The organism is Chryseobacterium sp. PCH239, from assembly GCF_018924625.1.
GTDB classification, from domain to species: Bacteria; Bacteroidota; Bacteroidia; order Flavobacteriales; family Weeksellaceae; genus Chryseobacterium; species Chryseobacterium cucumeris.
Genome location: NZ_CP073027.1, coordinates 577688 through 590584, shown reverse-complemented (window position 1 = coordinate 590584; position 12897 = coordinate 577688). Strand labels below are relative to the sequence as shown.

Annotated in this window: 10 protein-coding genes; all 10 read left to right on the top strand. The window is 39.6% G+C overall.

What is annotated here, in order from left to right:
• Positions 1–109: 109 nt before the first annotated feature.
• The 10 genes from KBP46_RS02855 to KBP46_RS02810 all read left to right on the top strand — a co-directional run bounded on the left by KBP46_RS02855 (position 110) and on the right by KBP46_RS02810 (position 12893).
• Positions 110–526: an Rrf2 family transcriptional regulator gene (locus tag KBP46_RS02855; protein ID WP_062669451.1), complete on the top strand. Its 417-nt coding sequence runs from the start codon at positions 110–112 to the stop codon at positions 524–526.
• Positions 527–609: 83 nt separating this feature from the next.
• Positions 610–1323, top strand: a complete 714-nt coding sequence (locus tag KBP46_RS02850) for a phosphoadenylyl-sulfate reductase (RefSeq protein WP_216444566.1) — start codon at positions 610–612, stop codon at positions 1321–1323.
• A gap of 12 nt (positions 1324–1335) precedes the next feature.
• Complete coding sequence (gene cysD, locus KBP46_RS02845; RefSeq protein ID WP_216444565.1) at positions 1336–2244, top strand: sulfate adenylyltransferase subunit CysD; 909 nt, start codon at positions 1336–1338, stop codon at positions 2242–2244.
• A 94-nt stretch (positions 2245–2338) separates the two neighbouring features.
• A complete protein-coding gene (locus tag KBP46_RS02840) occupies positions 2339–3577 on the top strand; it encodes a sulfate adenylyltransferase subunit 1 (RefSeq protein ID WP_216444564.1) in 1239 nt (412 codons plus the stop codon).
• Between the two features lie 5 nt (positions 3578–3582).
• Complete coding sequence (gene epsC / locus KBP46_RS02835) at positions 3583–4413, top strand: serine O-acetyltransferase EpsC (RefSeq protein WP_062669442.1); 831 nt, start codon at positions 3583–3585, stop codon at positions 4411–4413.
• A 27-nt stretch (positions 4414–4440) separates the two neighbouring features.
• Positions 4441–5352 (top strand): cysteine synthase A, encoded by a 912-nt coding sequence (gene cysK, locus KBP46_RS02830; protein WP_216444563.1) that lies wholly within the window; start codon positions 4441–4443, stop codon positions 5350–5352.
• Positions 5353–5375: 23 nt separating this feature from the next.
• Entirely contained in the window at positions 5376–6221 is an 846-nt protein-coding gene (gene cobA, locus KBP46_RS02825; protein ID WP_216444562.1) for a uroporphyrinogen-III C-methyltransferase, read from the top strand.
• Positions 6211–7923, top strand: coding sequence for a sulfite reductase flavoprotein subunit alpha (locus KBP46_RS02820; protein WP_216444561.1), 1713 nt, complete (start codon positions 6211–6213; stop codon positions 7921–7923). The genes cobA and KBP46_RS02820 overlap by 11 nt, the downstream gene beginning before the upstream one ends.
• Positions 7924–7954: 31 nt before the next feature.
• Positions 7955–9631 carry an NADPH-dependent assimilatory sulfite reductase hemoprotein subunit gene (locus KBP46_RS02815; RefSeq protein WP_062669434.1) on the top strand — a complete coding sequence of 559 codons (1677 nt, stop codon included), beginning with the start codon at positions 7955–7957 and terminating at the stop codon, positions 9629–9631.
• Positions 9632–10016: 385 nt separating this feature from the next.
• A complete protein-coding gene (locus KBP46_RS02810; protein ID WP_216444560.1) occupies positions 10017–12893 on the top strand; it encodes a TonB-dependent receptor in 2877 nt (958 codons plus the stop codon).
• Positions 12894–12897 lie beyond the last annotated feature (4 nt).

Below are 12897 nucleotides of genomic sequence, written 5' to 3'. Positions count from 1 at the left end.
AATTAACTTAAGTGTTTTTATCTTTTGTGGCTTTTGTGGTTAAAATACTAAGTTTTCAGCTATAAAAACATTTCATTTATCAGATAATTTATCATAACTTGCAGAAATTATGATGTCGAAACGTTGCAAATATGCGCTTAAAGCAATGGTCAGATTAGCAAGGAATTATAACCAGGGCTTTCTGCCAACTTCCGTTATTGCACAGGACGAAAACATTCCCAAGAAATTTCTGGAACAGATTCTTCTCGAACTAAAAAGAGCCAAACTCGTTAACAGCAAGCAAGGCAAAGTAGGCGGGTATTATCTTTTAAAATCACCCGATGAGGTCTCATTAGCAGACATTTACCGAATCTTTGACGGCCCGATCGCTCTTACGCCATGCGTTTCTTTAAATTTTTACGAAGCATGTGATGATTGTGTAGATGAGGCAGTATGCTATCTCAGGAAAGAACTTATGATCGTTCGTGAAAAGACCAGAAAAAGCATGATGGAAGCTACCTTAACCAAGTTCATCAATAAAGAATAAAATTTTTTTTATTTAAATTCTACTATTTTGATAGGAGTTATAGAATTTTATATATATTTGCAAGACTTAAATCTCAATTCAAAATGGAAAACAGTCTGAAAAATGAATTCGAAAATCTTGTGAAAGAGGCTGATGAAGCTTCTTTTCAAACTAATGCACTGCAAATACTGACTGAAAGATTCCCGGGTAAAGTGATCTTTTCAACCAGTTTCAGTTACGAGGATCAGGTCATCACTCATCTGATTAAAGATTTAAATATTGAAATTTTCACCCTGGATACGGGAAGACTTTTTGAACAGACTTATGAAACCTGGACTTCCACCAAGGCTTTCTTTAAAAAGAACATCAAAGCTTATTATCCGGATACGGAAGAGCTCAGAGAATTTGTAACAGAAAACGGCCCTGATTCCTTCTATCAATCTGTTGAAAAAAGGAAAGCATGCTGTACCATCCGAAAGGTTCATCCTTTAAGAAAAGCACTGGAAGGCTATGAAGTATGGATCACAGGTCTGAGATCCGAACATTCTCCCAACAGACAGAATATGCCTCAGCTGGAGTGGGATCCTGATAACAGAATCATAAAATTTCATCCCATCCTTCACTGGACGACAGAACAGGTGACAACGTATGTAAAAGATCATCATTTACCTTACAATCACCTTCATAAAAAAGGATTTGTGAGCATAGGATGCGAGCCCTGTACCAGAGCGATCAAAGAAGGAGAAGATTTCAGAGCAGGCCGTTGGTGGTGGGAAGATGCCAACAAAAAAGAATGCGGTCTGCATATTCATCAATAAAAAAAGAAAAAAATGTCAATACAGCAGTTAAATTATTTAGATCAGTTAGAAGCCGAATCTATTTATATATTAAGAGAAGTCGCAGGCCAGTTTGAACGTCCGGCGTTGTTATTCAGTGGAGGAAAAGACAGTATCGTACTGGCGCATCTGGCAAGAAAGGCCTTCTTCCATGGGAAAATTCCGTTTACATTTGTTCATGTAGATACCGGCCACAATTTTCCGGAAGTATTGGATTTCCGTGATCAGCTGGTACAGCAGTTGGATGTGAATCTGGTAGTAAGGAAAGTGGAAGACACCATAAAAAGTAAAAAACTGACTGAAGCTAAAGGTAAATTCCCAAGCAGAAACTGGCTGCAAACCTATACGCTTCTTGATACGATTGAAGAATTTGAATTTGATGCCTGCATCGGAGGAGCCAGAAGAGATGAAGAAAAAGCCAGGGCCAAAGAAAGAATCTTCTCCGTTCGTGATGAATTCGGGCAGTGGGATCCTAAACTTCAGCGTCCTGAACTTTGGAATATCTTTAACGGAAAGATTCACAAAGGAGAAAATGTAAGGGTTTTCCCTATCAGCAACTGGACAGAGCTTGACATCTGGAATTATATCCGAAGAGAAAAAATTGCACTTCCTTCCATCTATTTTTCGCATGAAAGAGAAGTAATCGATTTCAACGGACAGTGGCTGGCCAATTCTTCCCATGTGGTTTTAGAACCGGAAGACGTCATTACTACTAAGAAAATCCGTTACCGCACCGTAGGAGATATGACCTGTACTGCAGCTGTGGAATCTAATGCTGTTACGATAGATGCCGTTATCGAAGAAATCGTAGCGACAAGAATCTCAGAGCGTGGCGAAACCAGAATTGATGACAGGGTAACAGAAGCCGCTATGGAGGACAGAAAAAAAGGAGGCTATTTTTAGTCAATGATAAAAGATAATTGATTAATGATTACACAAAGTATTTTCATCAATTATCATTCATAATTTATCACTTATCATTTATAATTACAATCGGATGGATATATTAAGATTTATAACAGCAGGAAGCGTGGATGACGGTAAAAGTACCCTTATCGGGAGACTGCTTTACGATAGCAAAAGCATTTTACAGGACCAGTTGGAAGTCCTTGAAAAACATTCTAAAAACAAAAATGAAGACGGAGTAGACCTTGCTCTTTTAACAGATGGTCTGCGTGCAGAAAGAGAACAGGGAATCACCATTGATGTTGCCTACCGCTATTTTTCAACGGCAAAAAGAAAATTTATCATCGCTGATGCTCCCGGTCATGTACAATATACCCGGAATATGATCACCGGAGCATCCAACTCAGATCTGATGGTTATTCTGATTGATGCAAGAAAAGGAGTGATTGAACAGACCAGAAGGCATTCCATCATCGCCTCTTTATTACAATTAAAGAAAGTAGCTGTAGCCATTAATAAAATGGATATGGTAGATTATTCGGCAGAAATTTTTGAAAATATAAAATCAGAATATGCAAAAATTGCAGAAAATCTTGGACTGAATGATGTAAGTTATTTCCCGATCTCTGCATTAAAAGGAGATAATATTGTTTCAAAATCTTCCAGAACAGACTGGTATGAAGGAAATTCTTTACTGGAATATCTTGAAGAAGTAACGATCAATGAAGAAAAAAATAACGGAAGCCGTTTTCAGGTTCAGTACGTGATTCGTCCTCAGACTGAAGAATTGCATGATTACAGAGGATATGCCGGACAAATTTTAAGCGGAAAGTTCACCAAAGGAGACAAAATCCATATACTTCCTGCAGACCTGGCCACTGAAATCACCAAAATTGAGATCAATGGCATTGAAAAAGAAGAAGCCTTTGAAGGCCAGCCAGCCGTTATTCATCTTGCTCATGATGTAGATATCAGCCGTGGAGATATTTTTGCCACGGAAGAACATATTCCGGCCGTTGAAAAAGATCTTGAAATTCTTTTATGCTGGCTGGATCAGAAACCTTTGCAGCAAGGAAATAAATACCTTTTGCAGCAAAACAGCAGACTGATAAAAGCAGTAGTAAAAGAGGTTGATTACAAGATCAATGTGAATACTCTTATCAGGGAACAGGCCGATGGAGAGATTAAACTGAATGAAATTGTGAAAGTTACCCTGCGAACGGCACAGCCTTTGGTCTATGACAGCTTTACCAATAACAAAACAACGGGCTCTGCCATTCTGGTGGATGAAACGTCCAATTCAACGGTAGCAGCCTGTATAATTCAATAGAAAAAATGGCAATTTCCGATCAATTAACAGAGAGAATTCATCAGACTAAGCAAAACAGTATTCATGGATTCTTTGATAAAATAAAGACTAAAAAGTGGGTGAAGGATTTGTATGAAACACTTTTCCTTCCTCAGCATGACAATACTGAAGATGAGCTGAAAAGAAATTTTGAGGCACTGCAGGAAACACTTTCAGAACTTATCAATACGGTAACAGGAGATAAAACCCTTACTGAAAAACAGGTTAATCGGTTTTTTGAAGCTTTACCAGAAATTTATGATCAGCTGGTGCTGGATGCAAAATCCATTCTGGAATTTGATCCCGCTGCTGACTCACTGGAAGAAGTATACCTGGCATATCCCGGCTTTTTTGCCACGTATGTCTATCGTATCTCGCATCAGCTCTGGAGTCAGGAAGTGAAAATTTTACCAAGGGTCATCTCAGAATACGCCCACAGCAAAACCGGAATTGATATTCATCCGGGAGCTACCATTGGAAAGTCTTTTTTTATTGATCACGGAACGGGAATTGTGATTGGAGAAACAACGGTTATCGGAAATAATGTCAAAATCTATCAGGGAGTAACCCTCGGAGCTTTGAATGTTTCCAAAGAAAAAGCCCATCAGAAAAGACACCCCAATATTGAAGATGATGTGATTATCTATTCGGGAGCTACTATTCTGGGAGGCGAAACTACCATAGGCAGGGAAAGCATTATCGGAGGAAATGTCTGGGTTACACAGGATGTTCCTGCCAACTCTCTGGTCTACCACAAAAGTGAAATAAAAATAAAGGATAATTCTTCATTACCGGAATCATTAACCTTTGTGATCTAAAAAAACAAAAATAAAAAGTACATTGATATGAAATTTCAGAATGCATTAGAAACGATTGGGAATACACCTGTCGTGAAAATCAACAAACTCTTCGGTTCAGATCATGAAATCTGGATCAAACTTGAAAAAAACAATCCGGGAGGAAGCATTAAAGACAGAATCGGACTGGCGATGATTGAAGATGCAGAAGCCAAAGGATTATTAAATAAAGACAGTGTTATCATAGAGCCTACCAGCGGAAATACAGGGATAGGACTCGCTCTGGCTGCTGCCGTGAAAGGATACAAACTAATCCTTGTTATGCCTGAAAGCATGAGTATAGAACGCCGCAAAATCATGGAAGCGTACGGAGCAGAATTTGTGCTTACCCCAAGAGAAAAAGGAATGAAAGGGGCTATTGAAAAAGCCAATGAGCTTGCTGAAGAAACACCCAATTCATGGATTCCCAGACAGTTTGACAATCCTGCCAATGTAAAAGTACATGTAGAAACCACCGCTCAGGAAATTTTAAAAGACTTTCCGGATGGTCTGGATTACATCATTACGGGAGTGGGAACCGGAGGGCACATTACCGGAATAGCAAAAGTGGTTAAAGAAAAATATCCCAACGTAAAAGTAATAGCTGTAGAGCCGGAATTATCACCTGTATTAAGCGGAGGAAGCCCGGCGCCACATCCATTGCAGGGATTGGGAGCAGGTTTTGTTCCTTCCATTCTGGATATTACCCTTTTAGACGGAGTGATTACAGTAGGCAAAGAAGAAGCTTATGAATATGCCCTTAACGCAGCTAAAAAAGAAGGTCTTTTTGTCGGAGTTTCCACAGGAGCCGCTTTAGCAGCCATCGCCAAACATTTACCGGAAATACCACATAACGCTAAAATCCTGACAATTAATTACGATACCGGAGAGAGATATCTGTCGGTAGAAGGACTTTTCTAATTCCTTAATTAACAACTACTTCAATGAAAACAAATATAAAATCACCAAAGGTCTTCCTTATCGGTGCAGGGCCCGGCAACCCTGAACTGATCACTGTAAAAGCTGTAAAAGCAATCGCAGAAGCAGACGTTGTTTTATGCGATCGTCTTGTAAGTCCTGAGATTCTGGAAACCTACGTCAATAAAGACACAGAAATTATTTATGTAGGGAAAGAATGCAGCAAAAATGCTTCCACCCCTCAGTCTCATATCAATACTTTAATGGTGGAATATGCCCGCCAGAATAAAACCATCGCAAGACTAAAAGGAGGGGATGTTTCCATATTCTCGAATATTCTTGATGAGTTACAGGCTTTAAAAGAAAATCATATTCCTTACGAAATCATTCCGGGAATTACAGCCGCTTTAGGTGCAGCCGCCTTTGCAGGGATGCCTTTAACGGCCAGAGGATATTCCACATCCGTTCGTTTTCTGACCTACTATAAATCAGAGATTGTAACTGAAGAGTATTGGAAAGAACTTGCTCTCACCAATGATACCCTTGTTTTCTATATGTCTAAAGGAAATCTTACTCCTCTTGTGGAAAAGCTGAAAGCACTTCAGATTTCAGGTGATAAAAAAATTGCAGTCATTGAACAGGCAACAACGCCTTTTCAGAAGGTGTACACGTCATCATTTGATGATTTTAACGAAAAATTCGGAGACAAAAACTTTGCTTCTCCTTCTTTGGTTGTGGTTGGCAAAATCGTCAATCTGCATGAAGAATTTTCATGGCTTGAAAATGCCGAGCAGGAAGGTCTTTATTTTAAATCAGTAGAAAACGGAAGTCTAATCCCTACTACTCAAAATTTCTTTGAATATGCTGTCTGAATCTAAATTAAATGTATTAAAACAAATCTCCGGAGACCTATCCAGAGACGAAGCCATCTGGGCAAGCGGATATCTTGCGGGTATTGCCGGAGGATCCTCACTTCCGGGCGTCCTTCCACTACAGGAAACTATTAGTATTACCCAATATGCTGTAAAGAAAATAACACTGGCTTACGGTACAGAAACCGGAAACAGCAAAAAACTGGCTACTGCACTGGCCGGTATAATCAAGAAAAAAGGAATTCAGGTAAAACTGGCTGACCTTTCCCAATACAAGCCTAAAGATCTTGCCAAAGAAGAGTTCTTTTTTGTCGTCATCAGTACTCAGGGAGAAGGTGAACCGCCTGCTCTTGCTAAAAAATTCTACGATTATATTCATGAAAATGAAATTGATCTCAGCGGACTTAAATACGGAATTCTGGCACTGGGAGACAGTAGTTATCCTCTGTTTTGCCAGACTGGAGAAGATGTCGATTCACGCTTTGAAATATTAGGTGCCCAGCGTATTATTCCATTGAAAAAGTGTGACATTGATTACGAACAGGAAGCTTCCCACTGGATAGAGCATGTATTTGAAACAGTTAATAAAAATGCGGGGCAGAGTACAAAAAATATTTCAGCCCCAAAAGTTTCCGCCGGAAGAAAAAGATATCAGGGGAAAGTTTCAGCCATTATCAATCTGAACGATATTACCTCAGAAAAAGAAACCTATCATATTGAAATTGAAACAGAAGAAGCGCTTAGTTACCGCCCCGGTGCAGCTTTGGGAGTGATCCCTTTCAATTCAAAAGATGTTGTAGATGAGATTATTACGCTCACAGGAATTAATCCTAAAAAACAGGTTGAAACAGCAAAAGTTACAGACACTGTGGAAGAACTCCTACTCAAGCATCTTAACATCAGCTATTTACTTAAATCTGTAGTGGCTCAATATGCAAAAATAACAGGGCATTCCATTCCGGAAGTCAGATTAAGTCTTCTTGATCTTCTTAGAATTTATCCTGTAAAAAATGCAGACGAATTTGAAGAAATCTTACAGATATTAACCGCTCAGGCACCACGTCTGTATTCCATTTCTTCCTCTGTGGAAGCTCATGGTGATACGGAAATTCATATTACGGTTGCTAAATCAGAATTTTTTATTGACCATCAGAAACATAATGGGTTATGCAGTGGCTTTCTGAGTGAATTTAAAGAAGGAGAAGAGGTGGAATTTTATATTCAGGAAGCAGGGCATTTCAAATTACCGGAAGCGGATAAAGATATCATCATGATTGGTCCGGGAACAGGGATTGCGCCCTTCAGGTCATTCCTTTGGGAGCGTGATGCCACAGGTGCAGAAGGAAGAAACTGGCTGTTTTTCGGAGACAGGAATTTTGTATCCGATTTCCTTTACCAGGCAGAGCTGCAGGATTTTCTCAAAACAGGCAGTCTGACCCATTTAGACCTCGCTTTTTCAAGAGATACAGCTGAAAAAGTATATGTTCAGCACAGGTTGGAACAAAAAGCCCAGGAAGTTTTTTACTGGCTTGAAGGCGGAGCATCGGTGTATGTATGCGGTGCTAAAGAACCAATGGCCCGTGATGTAGAACAAACGCTTCTCACCATTATCCAGACTGAAGGAAAACGCAGCAAAGAAGATGCTGTAACCTACCTGGAAGAAATGGAACTGAGCGGCAGATATGCTAAAGATGTGTATTAAAAAGTAGTCGTAAAAATTAAAGGAAACAATTATGAACAACAATAAAGAGAACCTTTCACCGGTAGAAAAAATTAAAACCGGCAGTAACGGACTCAGAGGAACTTTAAAGGAAAGTCTTGCAGATAACTTCACCGGAGCCATCAGAGAAGATGACCAGACTGTGATCAAATTTCACGGAATGTACCAGCAGGATGACAGAGACCGCAGGGAAGAGCGTGTCTCCAAAAAACTGGAATGGCTGTATTCTTATATGATCAGATTAAGACTTCCCGGTGGTTTTTTAACTCCGGAGCAATGGGTAGGATTGAATGAAACGGCTGAAGATCATTCTACGGGAACGATAAAAGTGACTACCAGGCAAACCATTCAGCTGCATGGTATTTTAAAATCTCATTTAAGACCTACCATTCAAAGTTTCAATCTTCAGCATCTGGATTCGATTGCCGCTTGTGGAGACGTCAACAGAAATGTAACCTGTACAGCCAATCCTTCGGAATCCCCTTTACAGCAGGAAGCTTACGAACTGGCAGGAAAAATCAGTGAAATGTGTCTTCCGAAAACCAAAGCTTATTATGATATCTGGATTGATGATGAACTTCTGGTAGACCGTAAAGCAGAGGAAGATCCTTTGTATCAGGACAGATATCTTCCGAGAAAACTGAAAATTGGAATAGCCGTTCCTCCCAATAACGATGTGGATGTATTCATCAATGATATTGCTTTAATCGCGATTATCGAAAATGATAAAATCGTAGGTTACAATATTGCTGCGGGAGGGGGATTAGGTGCCACTCACGGAAATGAAGCCACGTATGCCCGTCTTGCTTCTATCCTTGGATTTGTGGATACCGAGGAAAAAGTATTGAAAGCCGTGTACGAAATTATAACGGTACAAAGAGACTTCGGTAACAGAAGCGACCGGAAATTATCAAGATTAAAATACACAATTGATAAATTAGGTATCGATCAGTACAGAGCTGAAGTAGAAAAGAGAGCAGGCTTCAGTTTTGAGCCGGCCCGTGAATTTAAGTTTACACAAAGAAAAGACCGCTACGGCTGGATACAGAATCATGAAGGAAAGTGGTTTTACACCGTATTTGTAGAGCACGGAAGAATCCTTGATATTGAAGGATATCCTTTAAAATCAGGACTATTAAAAATTGCACAGACAGGGAAAGCCAATTTCCGTTTTACCTGCAACCAAAACCTTATTCTTGCTGATATTGATGAAGAAGATAAGCCTGAAATCGAAGGTATTTTAAAAGAGCACGGAATTTCAGAACATACCGACAGAGCAAGTGCTTTACGTAAAAACTCTGTGGCGTGTGTAGCTTTAAATACCTGTTCACTGGCACTTGCTGAAGCACAGCGTTATCTGCCTTCACTGGTCACAAAAATAGAGCCTATCCTTGAAAAATATGGTCTGCTGGAAGAAGATATCACGATCCGTATGACAGGTTGTCCCAATGGCTGTGGAAGATCTCCCAATGCTGAAATCGGATTTGTAGGTACAGCTTATGGGAAATATAATCTTCACATTGGGGGAGACCGCTTAGGAATGCGACTGAATACAAAATTTAAAGAAAATATTGGTGAAGAAGAAATTCTGACCACTCTGGATGAACTTTTCGCGATTTACGTACAGAAAAGACTTGCAGAGGAAACATTTGGTGATTTTTCATACCGTTACTTACATACCTTAAATTAATTATATGGCTGATTTTCATTATGATCTGAAAAAAAACAAAAAAACTCAACCTCTTCATTTAAGCGGACGAATGTGTATGTGTTGTTGATTCTCAAATAACAATACAAACAAGCTGTTTGAAGTTTTTCGATTCAAAACCGCAAAAGTCACAAAAGTTTTAAACACTTAAGCTTTTTAAGAGCCAAACTTTGTGCATAATAAGTACACCTAAGTTTTGTAAAATCTTTGATTTTCATCTAATGTGAACTTTTCTACAGTGTCATTTTTAAACTTACATAATTGAACTAAATTGTTTTAAAATGAAAACTTTTGTGCCTTTTGTGGTAAAAATAATCAATGTAAAAATTCAGGCAGCTTCATTCTCAACCTTAAAAATGAAGAAAAAATGAAAAACAAAAAGCAGGGAAATTTTCTACCAAAAGCAGGCATTATTGCATTTACATTTCTATTTTTTAACCTGGCAGAAGCTCAGCAGCAACTTATAGAGCTTAGCGGAAGCATCAAGAACACAGGAACACACAAAGGTCTTGACTCCGTAAAAGTACAGATCGAAAACACGCAGGATACCGCATTAACGGATCAGGCAGGTAATTTTAAAATCAGAACAAGGGTTACCATACCATTCAGGGTGGTGATTCGGAAAGATGGCTTTACCAGTCAGACGGTTGAAATACTTTCACCTTCCAACAAAATAACGGTAGGCCTTAATCCTCAGAATACCATTATTGATGATGTGGTGATCTCCGCCTCCAGAGTTCCGGAAAAGATATTAAGATCACCGATCGCTATTGAGAAAATAGATATTAAAACCATCAGGGAAAGTCCGGCAGCCTCATTCTATGAAACACTGGAAAATGTAAAAGGACTACAGCTTTTAACCTCAAGCCTTACGTTGAAAATTCCAAATTCAAGAGGATTCAATTCACCTAACAATTTCCGTTTCATGCAATTGGTAGACGGCGTAGATGTACAGTCGGCAACGTTGGGAGTACCGTTGGGAAATGCTATAGGACCTACAGAACTGGATATTCAATCTATGGAAGTAACTCCGGGAGCGGCTTCTGCATTGTACGGAATGAATGCCATCAACGGACTGGCAAGTTTACAGACCAAAGATCCGTTTACCTCTGAAGGGATAAGTGTTTATTTCCGTGGCGGAGTAAATCATGTAGACAATGTGAACCATAAAATAAGTTCTCTGGGAGAAAGTGCCATTCGTTTTGCAAAGGTGATCAATAAGAACTTTGCTGTTAAAGTTAATGCCTCTTACTTCAGTGGAACAGACTGGGTTTCCAATAATCTGACAGATCAGAATCCAGGTTCATTGGTAACAGCCAATCCTAACTTTGCTTTGGCCAACAATCCGGCTGAAGATCTTTGGAATAAATACGGTGACGAAAGAAACAACCGTGTAGCTGTAAAAGTAGATTACAACGGAAAACCAACCACATTCAACGTTTCGAGAACCGGATATCTGGAAAAAGATCTGGTAAGCCCTGACGTGAAAAATATTAAGTTCGATGCAGGTTTATATTATCGTTTCGGAGATCAGTGGAGAACATCTTACGTTTATCGCTACGGTTTGCTGGACGGAACTTTCCAGAGAGGGAATAAAATCCGTTTGCAGAATGCCACAGTTCAGAACCATAAAGTAGAACTCACAGGCAAAGAATTAACCTTCAGAGCTTATGTTTCCATAGAAAATACAGGAGATTCTTATAATCTCAAACCTTTGGCAGATAATCTTGATCTGACAAATCTTTCCAATACCAACTGGAAAAATATATTCCAGACCGCACTTCAGAACAGCCTGAATGCCGGAATCAATCTTAATGAAGCATTTACTCTCGCCCGTCAGGAAGCTGATAAAAACAGGGTTGTACCAGGAACTGCAGCCTTTGAACAGCTAAAAAATACCATTATCGGAATTAATAACTGGGATTCAGCCAATGGAGGCGTAGCAGGAGCTCCGGCAACAGGAGGAGCCAAGCTTGAACAGAAATCCCGCTTTTATCAGGGGGAACTGACCTATGATTTCAGCAGGTTTGTGAAGATATTCAACCTTCTTGCAGGAGTAGATTACCGTTTGTACAGCATTACTCCGGATGGAAATAACTTTGTTGATTTTAACCGTCCCGTGAATGAAAGAAACATTCCTTTAGCCAATGGTACTTTCGGGAAAGATGTTATCTATCAGAAATATGGGGCTTTTGCACAGATTACCAAGCTTTTCTTCGATGATAAAGTAAAAATTAATGCCGCTTTACGGATCGACAGAAACCCGGAATTTGAAGCCAAACTAAATCCAAGAATAAGTGTAGTGTATTCCCCAGTAAAACAGCATAATTTCCGGGCCTCTTTTCAAAACGGCTATCGTTTTCCATCTTTATTTGAAGCCCTTTCATTCGTGAATAATGGAAACGTAAGAAGAGTAGGAGGCCTGTCCAAAGTAAATGACGGATTAGGCTATCTGGAAAACTCTTATACGCTGGCTTCCATCGATAAATTTACCTCAGCAGTAAACGCTGATGTTGACGCAGGAAAAACCCAGGCTCAGGCAGCTCAGGATAACAAACAGCTTTTAACGGTAGCGAATCTTCAGAAATTACAGCCGGAGAAAATCAATTCGTTTGAAGTAGGGTATAAGTCTACTTTTTTCAATAATAAACTGGTGCTGGACTGGGATTTTTATTACAATATCTACGAAGGATTCCTGGGCCAGGTAGAAGTGGCTGTTCCTAAAAACAGCCAGGTAGGAAGCAATACCGCTGTTCTTGCCATGCTCGACAGAAGTAAACAGGACCGATACAGGGTTTATACCAACAGCAACAGTACCTACAAAAGCTACGGAACATCTTTAGGATTCCGATATAATATCACAGGAAATTACAATATCAACACCAATGTTTCCTATAATGATCTGGCTTCCAATAATAACTCAGACCTGTTTATTACAGCTTTCAACACTCCGAAGTGGATGGTAAATGTAAGCTTGGGAAACAGAGAGATTGTTAAAAATATAGGATTCACTCTTGTAGCCAGATGGCAGAGCGGTTTTATGTGGGAAAGTCCTTTAGCATCCGGAGAAATTCCCGCTTATTACACCATTGATGCACAGGCAACATGGAAGCTTCCTGAAATCCGTGCCAATATTAAGATTGGAGCTACCAATTTGCTGAACCGCCGTTACTTCCAGTATGCAGCAGGTCCTGAAATCGGAGGACTGTATTATCTCGCTTTTACCTATGACTTAAAACTGTAATCAG

Excerpts from the sequence above, each read along its gene's own strand:
- KBP46_RS02815 (WP_062669434.1), top strand. The coding sequence starts at position 7,955 with ATGAACAACAATAAAGAGAACCTTTCACCGGTAGAAAAAATTAAAACC.
- cysK (WP_216444563.1), top strand. The coding sequence starts at position 4,441 with ATGAAATTTCAGAATGCATTAGAAACGATTGGGAATACACCTGTCGTG.
- KBP46_RS02820 (WP_216444561.1), top strand. The coding sequence starts at position 6,211 with ATGCTGTCTGAATCTAAATTAAATGTATTAAAACAAATCTCCGGAGAC.
- KBP46_RS02850 (WP_216444566.1), top strand. The coding sequence starts at position 610 with ATGGAAAACAGTCTGAAAAATGAATTCGAAAATCTTGTGAAAGAGGCT.
- KBP46_RS02840 (WP_216444564.1), top strand. The coding sequence starts at position 2,339 with ATGGATATATTAAGATTTATAACAGCAGGAAGCGTGGATGACGGTAAA.
- epsC (WP_062669442.1), top strand. The coding sequence starts at position 3,583 with ATGGCAATTTCCGATCAATTAACAGAGAGAATTCATCAGACTAAGCAA.
- cysD (WP_216444565.1), top strand. The coding sequence starts at position 1,336 with ATGTCAATACAGCAGTTAAATTATTTAGATCAGTTAGAAGCCGAATCT.
- KBP46_RS02810 (WP_216444560.1), top strand. The coding sequence starts at position 10,017 with ATGAAAAACAAAAAGCAGGGAAATTTTCTACCAAAAGCAGGCATTATT.
- cobA (WP_216444562.1), top strand. The coding sequence starts at position 5,376 with ATGAAAACAAATATAAAATCACCAAAGGTCTTCCTTATCGGTGCAGGG.
- KBP46_RS02855 (WP_062669451.1), top strand. The coding sequence starts at position 110 with ATGATGTCGAAACGTTGCAAATATGCGCTTAAAGCAATGGTCAGATTA.